At 60.9% G+C, this 15,495-nt stretch carries 15 protein-coding genes; 7 read left to right on the top strand and 8 right to left on the bottom strand.

The genetic code is table 11. The features are described from left to right. Positions 1-5 precede the first annotated feature (5 nt). The 4 genes from KHO07_RS15690 to KHO07_RS15675 all read left to right on the top strand — a co-directional run bounded on the left by KHO07_RS15690 (position 6) and on the right by KHO07_RS15675 (position 3,762). Positions 6-1,259, top strand: a complete 1,254-nt coding sequence (locus KHO07_RS15690) for an MFS transporter (RefSeq protein WP_212624811.1) — start codon at positions 6-8, stop codon at positions 1,257-1,259. Between the two features lie 21 nt (positions 1,260-1,280). Further along, positions 1,281-2,225: an aldo/keto reductase gene (locus KHO07_RS15685; RefSeq protein ID WP_212624810.1), complete on the top strand. Its 945-nt coding sequence runs from the start codon at positions 1,281-1,283 to the stop codon at positions 2,223-2,225. 103 nt (positions 2,226-2,328) lie between these two features. Further along, positions 2,329-2,991 (top strand): VIT1/CCC1 transporter family protein, encoded by a 663-nt coding sequence (locus KHO07_RS15680; RefSeq protein ID WP_212624809.1) that lies wholly within the window; start codon positions 2,329-2,331, stop codon positions 2,989-2,991. 117 nt (positions 2,992-3,108) lie between these two features. Then, positions 3,109-3,762 carry a peroxiredoxin gene (locus tag KHO07_RS15675; RefSeq protein WP_150732653.1) on the top strand — a complete coding sequence of 218 codons (654 nt, stop codon included), beginning with the start codon at positions 3,109-3,111 and terminating at the stop codon, positions 3,760-3,762. 112 nt (positions 3,763-3,874) lie between these two features. Here the strand turns inward: KHO07_RS15675 and yghX are convergent, their stop codons facing one another. From yghX to KHO07_RS15645, 6 genes are all read right to left on the bottom strand, one after another. Next, positions 3,875-4,762 (bottom strand): YghX family hydrolase, encoded by an 888-nt coding sequence (gene yghX / locus KHO07_RS15670; protein ID WP_212624808.1) that lies wholly within the window; start codon positions 4,760-4,762, stop codon positions 3,875-3,877. Positions 4,763-4,909: 147 nt separating this feature from the next. Beyond that, on the bottom strand, positions 4,910-5,311 hold the full coding sequence (locus tag KHO07_RS15665; RefSeq protein WP_150732655.1) for a heme-binding protein: 402 nt from the start codon (positions 5,309-5,311) through the stop codon (positions 4,910-4,912). Between the two features lie 17 nt (positions 5,312-5,328). Beyond that, complete coding sequence (glcF, locus tag KHO07_RS15660) at positions 5,329-6,549, bottom strand: glycolate oxidase subunit GlcF (protein WP_212624807.1); 1,221 nt, start codon at positions 6,547-6,549, stop codon at positions 5,329-5,331. A 3-nt stretch (positions 6,550-6,552) separates the two neighbouring features. Then, positions 6,553-7,617 carry a glycolate oxidase subunit GlcE gene (gene glcE, locus KHO07_RS15655; protein WP_212624806.1) on the bottom strand — a complete coding sequence of 355 codons (1,065 nt, stop codon included), beginning with the start codon at positions 7,615-7,617 and terminating at the stop codon, positions 6,553-6,555. Continuing rightward, positions 7,617-9,116 (bottom strand): glycolate oxidase subunit GlcD, encoded by a 1,500-nt coding sequence (gene glcD / locus KHO07_RS15650; protein WP_150732658.1) that lies wholly within the window; start codon positions 9,114-9,116, stop codon positions 7,617-7,619. The genes glcE and glcD overlap by 1 nt, the downstream gene beginning before the upstream one ends. Positions 9,117-9,386: 270 nt before the next feature. Beyond that, positions 9,387-11,150, bottom strand: a complete 1,764-nt coding sequence (locus tag KHO07_RS15645; RefSeq protein ID WP_212624805.1) for an L-lactate permease — start codon at positions 11,148-11,150, stop codon at positions 9,387-9,389. A 177-nt stretch (positions 11,151-11,327) separates the two neighbouring features. Here KHO07_RS15645 and KHO07_RS15640 point away from each other — a divergent pair, with 177 nt between their 5' ends. Continuing rightward, positions 11,328-11,564: a hypothetical protein gene (locus KHO07_RS15640; protein WP_212624804.1), complete on the top strand. Its 237-nt coding sequence runs from the start codon at positions 11,328-11,330 to the stop codon at positions 11,562-11,564. A gap of 409 nt (positions 11,565-11,973) precedes the next feature. Here the strand turns inward: KHO07_RS15640 and KHO07_RS15635 are convergent, their stop codons facing one another. After that, positions 11,974-12,393 (bottom strand): organic hydroperoxide resistance protein, encoded by a 420-nt coding sequence (locus KHO07_RS15635; protein ID WP_212624803.1) that lies wholly within the window; start codon positions 12,391-12,393, stop codon positions 11,974-11,976. A gap of 215 nt (positions 12,394-12,608) precedes the next feature. Then, positions 12,609-12,827 carry a PLD nuclease N-terminal domain-containing protein gene (locus tag KHO07_RS15630; RefSeq protein WP_212624802.1) on the bottom strand — a complete coding sequence of 73 codons (219 nt, stop codon included), beginning with the start codon at positions 12,825-12,827 and terminating at the stop codon, positions 12,609-12,611. A gap of 274 nt (positions 12,828-13,101) precedes the next feature. Between KHO07_RS15630 and KHO07_RS15625 the strand changes: the two genes are divergently transcribed. Next, positions 13,102-13,566 (top strand): cupin domain-containing protein, encoded by a 465-nt coding sequence (locus tag KHO07_RS15625; RefSeq protein ID WP_212624801.1) that lies wholly within the window; start codon positions 13,102-13,104, stop codon positions 13,564-13,566. Positions 13,567-14,104: 538 nt separating this feature from the next. After that, positions 14,105-15,493 carry a diguanylate cyclase gene (locus tag KHO07_RS15620; protein ID WP_212624800.1) on the top strand — a complete coding sequence of 463 codons (1,389 nt, stop codon included), beginning with the start codon at positions 14,105-14,107 and terminating at the stop codon, positions 15,491-15,493. The last annotated feature ends 2 nt before the right edge of the window (positions 15,494-15,495 follow it).

The raw sequence follows: 15,495 nt of genomic DNA, 5'->3' as shown, positions 1-15,495 counted from the left end.
CACCGATGCCCATCGGTCTCAAGTGGCTCAATGTGTTGCCATCGGAAAGAGCGGCCCTGGCACTGGGCTTTGCTTTTCACTTTTGCGTGCTCGCCAGCTATTACCTGGTGCGACCCCTGCGCGATGCCCTGGGGCTTGAAGGCGGCGCCGATAAACTGCAATGGCTGTTCACCGCCACGTTCGTGGTCATGCTACTGATGGTGCCGGTGTTCGGCGCGGTGGCGTCACGGCTGCCGGCCACGCGCTTCGTGCCGTTGATCTATCGCATCATTGCCGCGTCGATGCTGGTTTTCGGCCTGTTGATCGCCAACCACGTGGCGCCGGTGATGGTCGGGCGGGTGTTTTTTGTCTGGATCAGCATCTACAACCTGTTCATCGTCTCGATTTTCTGGAGTGTGCTGGTCGACCGTTTCTCCAGTGAACAGGGACGACGACTGTTCGGCTGCATCGCGGCCGGTGGCACCCTCGGCACGTTTATCGGGCCGTTGCTCGCGGCGACCATGGCCACCCGACTGGGCCCGGTGGCGTTGACCGTCGCGGCGGCGCTGCTGCTGGAAATCGCCGTGCGCTGCTACCGGGCGCTGCTGGCGCGCACGCAGTCGCAGGCGGGCAATCCACTACTCGACGAACGGCGCATGGGCGGCAGCGTACTCGCCGGCATCACCCTGATCCTGCGCTCTCCGTACCTGTTGGGGCTGGTGCTGTTCATGCTTTTACACACCAGCGCCGCGACCCTGTTGTATTTCGAGCAGGGACGGATCGTCGCTGGCAGCTACGCTGATACGGGCAGCAGGACGCAATTCTTCGCCGTGGTCGATTTGATCGTGTCGGCACTGACCCTGACATTGCAACTGCTGCTGACGGCGCCATTGATCCGTTTTGTGGGGATCGGCGGCGCGCTGGTGGCGATGCCGTTGGCGACCATCGTTGCCTTCGGCGCCATGGCCCTGGCCCCGGTGCCGACCACCGTGGCGCTGGCACAGGGGCTGCGTCGCGCTGTGGAGTTCGCCATTGTGCGACCGGCGCGGGAGGTGTTGTGGACGGTGGTCAGCCGCGAAGAGAAGTACAAGGCCAAGAACGTCATCGAGACCCTGGTCTATCGCGGTGGCGATGCCGCCAGTGGCTGGTTGTCCGCCGGTTTGACGGCGTTGGGCGCGGGATTTGGCCTGGTGGCGCTGGTGATCGTGCCGTTCGCCGGGCTGTGGGGCGGGTTATGTCTGTGGCTGGCGCGGCGCCAGGCGCAACAAGTCGAAACCTGATTGGCGGGCGAGGGACGATTTATGAGCCATTCTGTGGGGTACACCCGTAGAAAAATACTCACGCTGGCTGCCGGTGTTTCGGCGGTCTTCACGTTCGGTCCGACCGGCGCACAAACCCCGCCGTCGACGGGAACAGGAGGCAAGACCATGCAGACCCGCGTCATTCCTTCCAGCCAGGAGTCATTGCCCATCGTCGGCCTGGGCACCTATCGCGGTTTTGATGTGGCCCCGCACGACCCGGCCTACAAGCAATTGCCCGCGGTGCTGGGCGCATTGTTCGAGAAGGGTGGGACGGTGATCGACAGCTCACCGATGTACGGCCGGGCCGAAGAGACGACCGGTGAACTGCTGTCGATCCACGAGCCGCGCTCGCCGGCGTTTCTGGCGACCAAGGTGTGGACCCGGGGTCGCGAAGAAGGTATCGCGCAGATGGAACAGTCGTTCAAGCTGTTGCAGACCGATCGCATCGACCTGATGCAGATCCACAACCTGCTGGACTGGCAAACCCATTTGCCGACACTGCGCAAGTGGAAGGAAGAGGGGAGAATTCGTTACATCGGCATCACCCATTACACGCCATCGGCCTATGAAGAAGTGGAGGTGGTGCTCAAGGCTGAGCAACTGGATTTTCTGCAAATCAACTATGCGCTGGATGATCGCGGTGTCGAAAAACGCATCCTGCCGCTGTGTCGCGAGCGTGGCGTGGCGGTGATCTGCAACCGACCGTTCGGCGGCGGTGGATTGCTCGGCCGATTGAGGGATAAACCGCTGCCTGGTTGGGCCGCGCAAGTCGGAGTCAAGAGCTGGCCGCAGCTGGCGCTCAAGTTCCTGTTGTCGCATTCGGCGGTGACCTGCGTGATTCCCGGCACCGGCAACCCGCGCTACATGACGGAAAACGCGGGTGCCGGTTTCGGGCCGATGCTCACCGATGCGCAACGCCATCAGTTGATTGCCTTGGTGGATTGACGCTCGATCAGCAACGGGCAGGTTCCTGACTACACTGTGTGAGCAGGCGAATTTAACCTCCCTTTTCACTAGACGGCTCGTCTTCGGGCCGTAGGTCGGGCCTATGCAAGACAGCCGCGAACAGATGCGTACCCGCGTACTCGACCCGGTCGATCGGGTCACGGAAGTGATTTTTGGCTTGCTGATGGCGATGACCTTCACCGGCACCATCAGCGTGGCGACCGCCAATCAGGAAGACGAGCGCACCATGATGTTTGCCGCGCTCGGCTGCAACCTGGCCTGGGGGCTGGCAGACGCGGTGATGTATCTGCTGCGCACCTTGATCGAGCGCACGCGCAACCGCACGTTGTTCGCCGGTTTACGCGCAGGCACGGACGCGAGCGCCGGGCAGGCGCTGATTGCCGATGCATTGCCACCGCGTATCGCCACGGCGGCCGGCACCGAAGGCCTGGAAGTGTTGCGCCAGCGCCTGGTCGCATCGCCGCCCACGCCGCCACATCCGTTCCTGGGGCTGAATGATTTCAAGGGCGCGCTGGGCGTTTTCCTGTTGGTGGTGGTCTCGACCTTTCCGCTGGTGGTGCCGTTCCTGTTGCTTGATCAGACGGGATTGGCGGTGCGCTTGTCCAACCTGGTCGGGCTGGTGGTGCTGTTTGTGGCCGGCTGGATCCTGGCGCGATACGCCGGCGCCAAACCGTGGCAGGGCGGGCTTGCGATGGCGGTTGTCGGCGCAGCGCTGATCGCGGCGATCATCGCCCTCGGGGGTTGAGCGACGGTTTCAACGTGCGTGGCACGGCGGTGCGGCCTGTCATCATTCGTCTCCTATACTCAGTCGCGTTGATTGGCTCGACACCCATCCCTGAACCTCACTTTAAGGAGATCGATCATGACAATCCGCATTGGCGACGAGGCCCCTGATTTCACCGCCGACAGTACTGAAGGTTCGATCCGTTTTCACGAATGGATCGGCGACAAGTGGGCCATCCTGTTCTCGCATCCGAAGGATTTCACCCCGGTGTGCACCACCGAGCTGGGCGAGGTGGCGCGGCTGAAACCTGAGTTCGACAAGCGCAATACCAAAGTCATCGGGCTGAGCATCGACCCGGTCAGCGACCACCACGCGTGGCTCGGTGACATTGAGGAAACCCAGGGGCACGCGGTCAACTATCCCATGATCGGCGACGACAACCTGGTGGTGGCCAAGCTCTACGACATGATTCATCCCAATGCCAGCGGCGGTAAACGCACCGCCGTGGACAACGCGACCGTGCGCTCGGTGTTCATCATCGGCCCGGACAAGAAGGTCAAGGCCATGCTGATCTACCCAATGAGCGCCGGGCGCAACTTCGATGAAGTACTGCGACTGCTCGACTCCTTGCAACTGAACGCCAGACACACCGTTGCCACACCGGTGAACTGGCGTCCGGGTGACGACGTGATCATTCCGACGTCGGTGTCCGATGAGGACGCGAAGAAGAAGTATCCGGACGGGTTCAAGACATTGAAGCCGTATCTGCGCACCGTGGCGCAACCCAAGTAATCAGCGGCAGTGATACCGCCATCGTGAGCAGGCTCGCTCCCCCATTGGATCTTTGTCGCTAATCAAATGTGGGAGCGAACCTGCTCGCGTAGAGGCCGGCCCTGCCGACCGCTCAAACCAAATACTTGCGAAACCATTCAATCGTACGATCCCACGCCAGCTTCGCCGCCGCTTCGTCATAGCGCGGGGTGGAGTCATTGTGGAAGCCATGGTTGGCGCCAGGGTAGATGAACGCTTCATAGGTCTTGCCGCCAGCCTTCAACGCCTGCTCATATGCCGGCCAGCCTTCGTTGATCCGTGTGTCCAGCTCACCGAAGTGCAGCATCACTGGTGCCTTGATGCGCGGCACATCCTTGGCCTCGGGCTGGCGGCCATAAAACGACACGGCCGCGCCCAGTTCCGGGTAAGCCACCGCCGCCGCATTGGTGACACCTCCGCCATAGCAGAACCCGGTGATGCCGACTTTGCCGTTGCCGGCGTCGTGTTTCATCATCCATTCCACGGCGGCAAAAAAGTCATTCATGAGTTTTTCCGGATCGACCTTTTCCTGAAGCGCGCGGCCCTTGTCGTCATTGCCCGGATAACCACCCACCGAAGTCAGGCCATCCGGGGCGAGGGCGATGAAACCGGCCTTGGCCACACGACGGGCGACGTCTTCGATGTAGGGGTTGAGCCCACGGTTTTCATGCACGACCACCACGCCAGGGACTTTGCCGGCGGCTTTGGCTGGGCACACCAGATACCCGCGCACCTGCCCGTGGCCTTTGGGGGAGGGGTAGGTGATGTACTCGGCGGTGATGTCCGGGTCGGTGAACTCGACCTGCTCGGCGAGCGCGTAGTTCGGGCTCAGGGACGCGAGCAGCGCACTGGCGGTCAACCCGCCGAGGGTGAACAGCGCGGCGCGGTCGAGAAACTCGCGCCGGTTGATCAGGCCATGGGCGTAGTAGTCGTAGAGCTCCAGCAACTCCGGGGCAAAGTCTTTCGCAGTGAGGCGGGTCATCGATGCGATTCCTCTTCGGCGGGTTCGACGCAAACCCTGTGGGAGCGAACTTGCTCGCGATGGCGGAGTGTCAGGCACATCGATGTCGGATGTGCCGCCGTCATCGCGGGCAAGCCCGCTCCCACAGGATTGCGTGGGTTTTACAATTCACTTCAGACACTGCGCCCCGGCTTTCGCCACCTGCGCATCTTGTTCGGCCTTGACCCCCGACACCCCGACCGCGCCGATCACCTGGCCGTCGACGATGATCGGCACACCGCCTTCCAGCGATGTCAGCAGCGGCGCGGAGAGGAAAGCGGTGCGTCCGCCGTTGACCATTTCTTCATAGCCTTTCGATTCACGTCGGCCCAGTGCCGAGGTGCGGGCCTTTTCAGTGGCGATGTAGGCGCTGATGGGCGATGCGCCGTCGAGGCGTTCGAGAGCCAGGGGATGACCGCCGTCATCGACCACTACGATGGTCACCGGCCACTGGTTAGCCTGGGCTTCGCTGCGCGAAGCAGCGAGGATCTGGCTGACTTCGGCCTGGCTCAGGATGGCTTTGCTGTTCATGGGCAATCTCCGGGGCGTTATTGGGACAGGGCGGCTTCGACCAGTTCGATCCAGTGCCGCACCGGGGTCCGGCCTGCGCCGTCGAGGTGCGACTGGCAGCCGATGTTGGCCGTGGCGATGACTTCGGGGTAGCCGCTCTCCAGGGCATTCATTTTGTTGTCGCGCAGTTGTCGGGACAGCGCCGGCTGGGTCAGCGAATAAGTGCCCGCCGAGCCACAGCATAGATGAGCATCGGGTACGGTGGTCAGGTTGAAACCCAGGCGCAGCAACAGCGCTTCGACCGCGCCACCGAGTTTCTGCGCGTGCTGCAAGGTGCACGGGCAATGAAACGCCACGCGGCGGGCGTTATGAATGCCGAGCTGTTCCAGCGGCTCGTCGCGCAGCACTTCCACCAGATCCTTGGCCAGCGCACTGACGGTTTTGGCTTTATCGGCGTAGGCGGGGTCGTGTTCGAGCAGATGCCCGTAGTCCTTGATAAAGGCCCCGCAACCACTGGCGGTCTGCACGATGGCTTCGGCGCCTTTTTCAATCGCCGGCCACCAGGCGTCGATGTTGTGCCGGGCGCGATCCAGTCCGGCCGCCTGGGCGTCGAGGTGATAATCCACGGCCCCGCAACAACCGGCGCCGTTGACCGGCGTGACACTGATGCCCAACCGGTCGAGCACCCGCGCGGCAGCGACGTTGGTGTTGGGTGACAGCCCGGGTTGCACGCAGCCTTCGAGCATCAACACGTGGCGGGCATGGTGGGGGGTGGGACGTTTTTTACTCACCGGCGTACTGCGCGGCAGTTTGCTTTGCAGCGCGCCGGGCAGCAGTGCCCGGAACATCTGGCCACTGTTGACCAGGCCTTTGAACAGATCCCGATGCGGCACCAGTGCGCGCAGCCCCTCGCGCAACAGGCGCTGGCCCATCGGGCGCGGTACTGCCGCATCCACCACCGCCCGGCCGATGTCCAGCAGGTTGTGGTAATCGACACCGGACGGGCAGGTGGTTTCGCAGTTGCGGCACGACAGGCAACGGTCGAGGTGTTGCTGGGTTTTTTGCGTGACTTCGTAGCCTTCGAGCACCTGTTTGATCAGATAGATGCGCCCGCGTGGGCCGTCCAGCTCATCGCCGAGCAACTGATAGGTCGGGCACGTGGCGTTGCAGAAACCGCAGTGCACACAGCTGCGCAGAATGCTGTCGGCTTCTTCGGCGCGGGGCAGTCGGCGGGCGTTTTCACTCAAGGTGGTCTGCATGGTTCAAAGCTCCGCGTACAGGCGTCCGGGGTTGAAAATACCCTGGGGGTCGAGTTGCCGTTTGAGGTTGCGGTGATAGCGCATCAGCGCCTCGGGCAACGGTTGGAACGGGCTGTCGCTGAGGCCGTGGCTGTAGCAGGTCACGTGTCCGCCGACTTCTTCGACGACCTGGCGAATGAAGCTCGCCTCGGCGTCGGATTTGAGCCAGCGCTGGGCGCCGCCCCAGTCGATCAACTGGCGACCGGGCAAGGACAGGCGCGGTGTATTAGTGGGCAACGACAGCCGCCACAACGGCTGGTCCTCGTCGAAGAAGCTCAAGCGCTGTTCATTAAGGTCGGCCCAATACGAGCCGTCCAGCCGCTCACCGCCCAAACGGTCATGGGCGGCGGCCACCGAGCCTTCACCGCCCTCAAGACGCAAGTGCAAATGCTCGCCGTCGTGACACGCGGCGCTGATCGGCAACGGTTGCTGGCCCCATTCCGCCAGGCGCAACAGCGCGCGTTCGGCGTTCATTTCCAGACTGACGCTCAAGGCCTGCCGGGGTTTGGGCAAGACCTTGAGCGAGACTTCCGTGATCAGCCCCAGGGTGCCGTAACTGCCGGCCATCAGTCGCGACAGGTCGTACCCGGCGACGTTTTTCATCACCTCGCCACCGAAGCGCAAATGCTTGCCGAGACCGGTGATCACCCGGGTGCCGAGGACAAAATCGCGCACCGAGCCGGACCACGGCCGACGCGGCCCCGACAATCCGCTGGCAATCATGCCGCCCACGGTGGCGTCATCCGCAAAGGCCGGCGGTTCACAGGGCAACATCTGTTGTGCAGCGTCCAGCACTTGCTTGAGCTCGGCCAACGGCGTGCCGCAGCGCGCGGTGATCACCAGCTCGGTCGGGTCGTAACTGACGATACCCCGGTGTGAGCGGGTGTCGAGTATTTCCCCGGCGGTCACCCGCCCCAGAAACGCCTTGCTGTTGGCGCCCTGGATACGCAGCGGCGTGGCATTTTCCAATGCCTGATTGACCTGCTCCAGCAGCAGCGCGCTGTCGTCCATCTCGGCTGATCCGTGCATCAGAAACGCTCCAGGTCAGGGAAGGGCAGTTGCCCCGCATGCACGTGCATCGCGCCAAATTCGGCGCAGCGGTGCAGGGTCGGGATGTTTTTGCCGGGATTGAGCAAGCCGCTGGGGTCGAACGCTGCCTTGATCGCGTGAAACAGGGTCAACTCATCGCTGTTGAACTGTGCGCACATCTGATTGATCTTCTCGCGCCCGACACCGTGTTCGCCGGTGATGCTGCCGCCGACCTTCACGCACAGCTCCAGAATCCTGCCACCCAGGGCTTCGGCACGATCCAGCTCGCCGGGCTGATTGGCATCGAACAGAATCAGCGGGTGCATGTTGCCGTCGCCGGCATGGAACACGTTGGCCACGCGTAAACCGTACTCGGCGGACAGGTCGGCGATGGCCTTGAGCACTCCGGGCAACTCCCTGCGCGGGATGGTGCCGTCCATGCAGTAATAGTCCGGAGACAAGCGACCCACCGCCGGGAACGCATTCTTGCGACCGGCCCAGAATCGGACCCGTTCGGCCTCGTCCCTGGCCAGGCGCACTTCGGTGGCGCCGGCTTGTTCCAGCACCTGGCGCACGCGGTCGCAGTCGTCATGCACGTCGGCTTCAACGCCGTCGAGTTCGCACAGCAAAATCGCTTCGGCTTCCACCGGATAACCGGCGTGGATGAAGTCTTCGGCGGCGCGGATGGCGAGGTTATCCATCATCTCCAGACCCCCGGGAATGATCCCGGCGGCAATGATATCGCCGACGGCGCGCCCGGCTTTTTCCACGGAATCGAACGCCGCCAGCAGCACCTTGGCCGACTGCGGTTTGGGCAGCAGTTTGACCGTGACTTCGGTGATCACCCCGAGCATGCCTTCAGAACCGGTGAACAGGGCCAGCAGGTCGAGCCCGGGGGAGTCGAGGGCGTCGGAGCCCAATGTCAGGTGTTCGCCATCGACCGTCAGGATGTCGACCTTGAGCAGGTTATGCACGGTCAGCCCGTATTTCAGGCAATGCACGCCACCGGCATTTTCCGCGACGTTGCCGCCGATGGAACAGGCGATCTGCGAGGAAGGGTCGGGCGCGTAGTACAGGCCGAAAGGCGCGGCCGCTTGGGAAATCGCCAGGTTGCGCACCCCCGGCTGGACCCGTGCGGTGCGGGCGGCGGGGTCGATATGCAGGATCTGATTGAAGCGCGCCATGACCAGCAACACGCCTTTTTCCAGCGGCAATGCTCCTCCGGACAAACCGGTCCCGGCCCCCCGGGCAACCACCGCCACCCGGTGCTCGTGGCACAGGCGCAACACCCCCTGAACCTGAGCAATTTCACGCGGCAGCACCACCAGCATCGGCGTAGTGCGATAGGCGGAAAGCCCGTCGCACTCGTACGGCTTGAGTTCTTCCTGCTGGTGCAGGATTTCCAGCTCAGGCATCTGCGTTCGCAGGGCCTGCAGCAGCGCGTTTTTGTCGACGTCGGGCAGGGCGCCGTCAACGCGTTCATCGTAAAGAATGTTCATCGGCGCTCGACACTCGTTTTTTAGTTATGGGATGTGAGGTCTGGTTGCGGAAATGCTGTTCATCATTGGCGTGGCGCGTGGGCTGGTCCCTGCCTGTTTGTCCGCGCCAGGCCGCTTTTCATTCAATAAGTTTTACCCGGAACCACAGATAAGCAAGGTGACGCGGCAATCCCGTTAGAAGCGTGTGCCTTTGTGAAGAAAAAAAGCCCGGAAGGCGAACCTCCCGGGCAGGGGTTTAAGCTTGAGCGCAGATACCTTCGGTCTGTCGGTTCAATGTCCGCCCACCACCATATGGCTGAACGGCGCCACATACGCTTGCAACGTCACCAGCCCGCCGACCAGGATCGCCAGGATGATCGAGTGGAAGAACACGTAGCGCAGGATTTCCCCTTCGTGGCCGTACCAGCGCGTAGCCGTGGAGGCGACCACGATTGACTGCGCATCGACCATCTTGCCCATCACCCCGCCGGAACTGTTGGCCGCCGCCATCAACACCGGGCTCAAGCCCAACTGCTCGGCGGTGACCCGCTGCAAACCGCCGAACAGCACGTTGGACGCGGTGTCCGAACCGGTCAGCGCCACGCCGAGCCAGCCGAGCAAGGTGCCGAACATCGGATAGAAAATCCCCGTCGCCGCAAAGGCCAGGCCCATGGTGGCATCCAGCCCGGAGTAGCGCGTGAGGAAGCCCAGGGCGAGCATCGCGGTGATGGTGATCAACGAATAGCGCACCACCCACAGCGTTCGCAGGTACTGGCTGATCAGTTGCGGGATGGAATACCCCATCAGCAAGCCACCGACGATCGCGGCCAGCAAGATGCCGCTGCCGGTGGAGGTGAACCAGGTGAATTTGTAGACCGCCTCTTCGACTTTAGGCGTCGGCACCACCGGTGGCACTTTCTCGATTTGCTGGTGGATGGTGGTGAAGGTCAGGACCGGAGCGAACACCGGGTTGGCTTCGCGCATGGGCTTGCCTTGAGGGTCGAGCTTGGCCGAGTGGGTCACCGGATCGATCGCCGGGCGGGTGTCGAACAGGTTTTTGAAGCTCTGGGTGCCCCAGGCGAACACAAACACGGTGAGGATGAGCCACGGCATCCACGCCCGCATCACGGCTTTTTTCGTGTCGCTGGAAAAAGCCGCGGTCGGTTCGGTTTTGGATTCATATTCCGCATCGATTTTCGAGTTGTCGACCCGGCCAGTCAGGGCGGCGGAGGTGTGCACCGTGGCCGGTTTCCAGACTTTCAGGAAACCGGTCAGGCAGGCCATGGAAATCAGTGCGGCAATCACGTCCACCAGCATCGGCCCGTGATAGTTGGACACGAGGAATTGCGGGATGGCAAAACTGACCCCGGCGACCAGGATCGCCGGCCAGATTTCCAGCATCTTGCGCCACCCGGCAAAGGCCCAGATCAACCAGAACGGCACGATCACCGAGAAGAACGGCAGTTGCCGCCCGACCATCATCGACAACTCCATTTCATCCAGCCCGGTGACTTTGGCCAGGGTGATGATCGGCGTGCCCAGCGCGCCGAAGGCCACCGGTGCGGTGTTGGCGATCAGCGCCAGGCCCGAAGCCGCCAACGGCGAAAAGCCCAGGCCGATCAGGATCGCCCCGGTCACCGCCACCGGCGTGCCGAAGCCGGCCGCGCCCTCGAAGAACGCGCCGAAGCAGAAGGCAATCAGCAGCAATTGCAGGCGCCGGTCGTCGGTGATCCGCGCCAGGGAATCCTGCAGCACTTTGAACGAGCCGTTCTCGGTGGTCAGACGGTGCAGGAAAATGATGTTGAGCACGATCCAGCCAATCGGCAACAGACCGTTGGCGGCGCCGTACAGCGCAGCGGACCCAGCCATGTTGGCGGGCATGTCGAATGCGAAAATGGCGATGACCAGCGCCGAGGCCAGGGCGAGCAGTGCCGCCAAGTGTGCCTTGACATGGAAAAACGCGAGGGCTGCCAGCATCACCACCACCGGCACGGCGGCCATGAGGGTGGACAGTACCGGGTTATTGAACGGATCGTAGATTTGCTGCCAAACCATGTTCCACCTCTGCTTTTTATTGTTCGTGTGCAGACCCCGAAGGGGCGGTGGCATCCAGTATAGGTGGCATTTCGCCGCTGTCAGGCTAAGTGCTCAGAACTGTGAATCAGCGCAATTCAGGGGCTGAGCTAGCATTGCCTGTATGGTCGAAAATCCTGACGCGGGAGGAAAAACGCAATGACCGAGCGCCATATGGAACACAAGGAAACGCTATCGAACGGATGCAGCATCAAGGTCAAGGCCGAGATATTGAAGGACGGTTCGTTGGGCATGTTCATTGGGGTTTACCGTCCGGACGGCACTGCTATCGACGAAAACCACGACCCCAAACCGCACATGCTCGACATGGAGGCGGCAATGGATTGGGGCGTCGATATCGCCAAGGGCATCGGCAACAGCCAGCGGTCGCTGTGAGACTCGGCAGGCATAGCATTTTTGTGTCCTGCCACGCGGCCTGAAAAAGGAAATCGGTCTAAAAACAGCGGCCCACGCTGCGAGCGTTTTGCTACTCTGAAGGTGTAGGTGAAAACGCAGACTGATGCGCAAGCGGATAGCGAGGACGCGTGGGGCGCGCTCCGAAGGGTACACGGTTAGAAAGATCTCCGCGCTGAGATCCAGCCCTTATGCCGTGTGAAGCAGGACAGTGCATATATTGTTGTTCTGTGGGAGTCCTGATAAACCTCGTAAGCCAGAGACCAGCACTGGCCACCTACTTGGCTCTCGAAGCCTGCTTGTGCAGCTGTGACAAGGCAGCTCGCCAAGATCAAATGCCCCGTCTGACGGGGCATTTGTTTATCTGTCTTTTGCGTTCCGGTCTGTGCCGTCAAACCAGATTGATCGTCACGTCGATGTTGCCGCGGGTTGCCTTGGAATACGGGCAGGTCTGGTGGGCGGCATCCACGAGGGAGCGGGCCAGCGTCGGCTCTACACCCGGCAAGCTGACATTCAGGCGTGCCTGGAGGAAAAAGGCGTTATCGGTCTTGCCCAGATCGATTTCGGTCGCGACGCTGACGTCAGCCGGCAAGCTCACTTTCAGCGCCAGCGCCGCCTTGCCCAGCGCGCCGATGAAACACGCCGACCAGCCGGCGCCCAGCAATTGCTCAGGATTGGTACCGCTACCGGAAGAGCCCGGGGGCGACAGCTTGATGTCCAGGCGCCCGTCGTCACTGCGCGACTCGCCTTGGCGGCCGCCGGTGGTAACGGTTTTGCCGGTGTACAGCACGGTATCGATTTGATTGATCATGAAGGGGTTCCTGCAAGGGTTGAACTGCGACCCGCGCACTCTTTCACTTTCATGTACACCGTATGTGTCCTGCACCCCGACGTTGTGTATCGCTGTGTAGTCTCCCAGGCGCCCAATACAGACCGATACAAATCCACAACTGTTCACCCGGCGCCTGGATGTCTTTTGCCAGGCTGCTAACGCATGACCCCGGTAATGCGTTAGCGCACATTGCGTTATTGCCCGGCCTGCGCCGATCGCGGGTTATGTGCAATTTGCTTTGGCCCGGCCAAGGCCCAGGCGATAAGCCCCAACAGCGGCACAAACACGATCACCACCATCCACACCCCACGGGTGCTCGCCTTGCCCTCGCTCTTGCGCAGCCGATTGATTGCCCACAATTCAATGAGTAGCAGTACTACCGCGAGTACGATCCACGTTGGTTCAAAATGCATGTGTCACCTCCTGATGGTCATTCAGTTAGGTGAGCGTGCGGCGGCAGGGTTCATTAAATTTGCGCAGCGCCAGGGCTGATTGCGTCCCTATGAAATTATTTTCAGGCGTCGCTCGCAGGCCCTGTATCCCAACGTATCTGTTTGGCCGGCAGCTACGTGCGCATACAAAAACAGCCCTGCGTGACATGCGTGCGATACACGGGGACCGCGTAATGAGGCTGCCTGACAACGGCATCCCGCGCATTTTTTACCCTGCGCTCATTGGAGAACTGCGATGTCCCGAAATAACAAAACCAACGCCGCCAGCCTGTTCGGCGTCGCCATCGTCGCCGCGGCACTCACCGCTTTCGCGGGGCTGTCCCAAGCTCAGGACACCCAGCCGGCCGACGCCGGCCAGGCGCCTGGCAAAAGCTGGCAGAGCGGCATCAAGCGTACCGATCTGGTGCGTCACGACCTCGATGTAGAAGGGCGTGAAGTGATTCAGGTCCTCGTCGATTTCGATCCGGGTGTCACGTCGCCGAAACACTCGCATCCCGGTGCCGAAGTCGCTTACGTCGTTTCAGGGACATTCGAGTACCAGCTCGAAGGCCAGCCGAACGTCACGCTCAAGGCGGGTGAATCCCTCTACATCCCGGCCGGCACCGCCCATGTCGCGAAGAACGTCGGCAAGGACAAGGCTTCGGAACTGGCGACCTACATCGTCAAGAAAGACACGCCGCTGTTGAAACTGGAACAATAAGCTCAAGGGCCTTTAACGCTGATCACGTCCTGTGATCAGCGTCCGGCTATAACGAAGTGTGTTGATGTTGAAACAGTATCTGTTTCAACTTTGTAACGGCTGCTGAGTGTTGTGGTTTATTTAGCAATAAGCGGTTGTTGTTTTTATATATGGTTGGGATGAGATTATTCGGAAGTTTACGACTTGGCATATATATTGTATTTGCGAAATGAGTTGTCTTTGTAAATGAATTTTGATTGCAAACACGTATGTGTGGCTCAGGGCTATTAGTTAGTGGCGATTGAGTGGCTTTTTTTGCTGTCTTAATATTACGTTGTGTTAGTTATGTAAGTAACTGAAAAATAATAATAAAAAAATCATTGATTTGCTTGCTATTTATATTTGGATGCCCTGATAAAAAATTAAGTGTTCAAGGCGAACTCTCGCTTCTCGCATTGTCAAAAAATAACTTCACAATTAATCCACGCGCTTTCTAATGCAATGCTAGTGTTGGTAGCTTCCGTTAATCGCACTGGTCTTTCCGTAGGGGACGTGCGTCATGCCCACTCCAAATCCAAGAATTGCGATACTCGGCAATCGAGTTCCAGGTTTGAATATTGCGGAGCTTGAACACTTTACCGATCTTGGCAGCCTGCTGGCTGTTGATGCCTTTGATGTCGTTTTACTGGACATGCCCGCCGCCTATGCGGCAAAAGTGCTGCGCAAACTGCGCTCGATCGAGCCCTACCGTTACACCCTTATCTATTGTTGCCGTGACCAGGATGGCTGGTGTGAAGCCTTGGGTGACGGAGCGTGCCCGGTTGAATCCAGCGAAATAAAAGCCCAATGGGCCAGTTGGCAGGAGCGCTTCAATCTCTTCAGGCAAGGGTCGGGGCAGGAGCGCTTCGAGAGCCGGGTGCTGACCTGGCTTTGGCTGCGCGACAACGCTCAGGTGTATGCGCTGCGCGACCCTGAAGTGCCTCAGCATTACCGCTTTCCCTTGCTCGATGCCCTGATGGATAGCGAGCCGGTTAACCCGTTCGTCTGGCTGAGTCTGATGGTGCAACAGGACTGGCTGGAGGCGGGCGTTCTGGTCGATCGCGTGCGGCTCTGTTCGGACTGTGGTTCGGGCCGGCTCAATTACATTGACGTGTGTGCCGAATGCCATGCCCTCGACATATCACGGCAACCGTCGCTGCATTGCTTTACTTGCGGGCATGTCGGGCCTCAGGAGTCGTTTATCAAGGATGCCGTGCTGTTGTGCCCCAATTGCCTGAACCGTCTGCGACACATCGGCAGTGATTACGACCGGCCGATGGAAAACTACCGCTGCCGTTCCTGTCAGGCGTTCTTTGTCGATGCCGAAGTGCAGGCGCGTTGCCTGGACTGCGGCTTGTCGCACACGCCCGACAAGCTGAGAGTGCGCGAGGTCCGGGATTTTCGCCTGGCGGAGGCCGGGCGCTTTCGTTGCCGACAGGAGTTCAGCGAGCGCTCTTCCCGGCATTTTGGCAGGCTCAACCTGCTGGGCGGCAAGGACTTCTTTGATTTACTGAACTGGCAGATCCAGATCGTACGCCGCTATTCACAGCCGGCCTTTTCGGTGATCGGCCTGCGCTTCGTCAACCTGTCCGACACGTTGACGCGCCTGGGCGAACAGCGCGGCCATGCCTTCATCGACAGTGTCGCCGAGCGTCTGCAGGAGTCGGTGAGGGAAACGGATCGTTGCTCTCGAAGTACCGAGGAGTATTTCTGGATCATGCTGCCCAACACCGACGAGAAGGGGCTGGAGTGCGTCAAACAGCGCCTGGGCCGGGTCGCCGAGCTTTTTTCTGCGCCGGAAATCAGTGACGTTTCCTTGCGGGTCGTCAGCGTCACCGCACCCAAGGACCTCGTCGAACAGGAGGATGGTGAATTGCTGCTGGCCCGTCTGGCCGGCGAATTGGGGTGATC

The sequence above is a fragment of the Pseudomonas sp. PP3 genome, from assembly GCF_905336995.1.
Taxonomy (GTDB): domain Bacteria; phylum Pseudomonadota; class Gammaproteobacteria; order Pseudomonadales; family Pseudomonadaceae; genus Aquipseudomonas; species Aquipseudomonas reinekei.
Note: the sequence above shows the minus strand (reverse complement) of the source record. Positions and strands in the feature narration are given on the sequence as shown.

Excerpts from the sequence above, each read along its gene's own strand:
- KHO07_RS15690 (WP_212624811.1), top strand. The coding sequence starts at position 6 with ATGCCCATCGGTCTCAAGTGGCTCAATGTGTTGCCATCGGAAAGAGCG.
- KHO07_RS15685 (WP_212624810.1), top strand. The coding sequence starts at position 1,281 with ATGAGCCATTCTGTGGGGTACACCCGTAGAAAAATACTCACGCTGGCT.
- KHO07_RS15680 (WP_212624809.1), top strand. The coding sequence starts at position 2,329 with ATGCAAGACAGCCGCGAACAGATGCGTACCCGCGTACTCGACCCGGTC.
- KHO07_RS15675 (WP_150732653.1), top strand. The coding sequence starts at position 3,109 with ATGACAATCCGCATTGGCGACGAGGCCCCTGATTTCACCGCCGACAGT.
- yghX (WP_212624808.1), bottom strand. The coding sequence starts at position 4,762 with ATGACCCGCCTCACTGCGAAAGACTTTGCCCCGGAGTTGCTGGAGCTC.
- KHO07_RS15665 (WP_150732655.1), bottom strand. The coding sequence starts at position 5,311 with ATGAACAGCAAAGCCATCCTGAGCCAGGCCGAAGTCAGCCAGATCCTC.
- glcF (WP_212624807.1), bottom strand. The coding sequence starts at position 6,549 with ATGCAGACCACCTTGAGTGAAAACGCCCGCCGACTGCCCCGCGCCGAA.
- glcE (WP_212624806.1), bottom strand. The coding sequence starts at position 7,617 with ATGCACGGATCAGCCGAGATGGACGACAGCGCGCTGCTGCTGGAGCAG.
- glcD (WP_150732658.1), bottom strand. The coding sequence starts at position 9,116 with ATGAACATTCTTTACGATGAACGCGTTGACGGCGCCCTGCCCGACGTC.
- KHO07_RS15645 (WP_212624805.1), bottom strand. The coding sequence starts at position 11,150 with ATGGTTTGGCAGCAAATCTACGATCCGTTCAATAACCCGGTACTGTCC.
- KHO07_RS15640 (WP_212624804.1), top strand. The coding sequence starts at position 11,328 with ATGACCGAGCGCCATATGGAACACAAGGAAACGCTATCGAACGGATGC.
- KHO07_RS15635 (WP_212624803.1), bottom strand. The coding sequence starts at position 12,393 with ATGATCAATCAAATCGATACCGTGCTGTACACCGGCAAAACCGTTACC.
- KHO07_RS15630 (WP_212624802.1), bottom strand. The coding sequence starts at position 12,827 with ATGCATTTTGAACCAACGTGGATCGTACTCGCGGTAGTACTGCTACTC.
- KHO07_RS15625 (WP_212624801.1), top strand. The coding sequence starts at position 13,102 with ATGTCCCGAAATAACAAAACCAACGCCGCCAGCCTGTTCGGCGTCGCC.
- KHO07_RS15620 (WP_212624800.1), top strand. The coding sequence starts at position 14,105 with ATGCCCACTCCAAATCCAAGAATTGCGATACTCGGCAATCGAGTTCCA.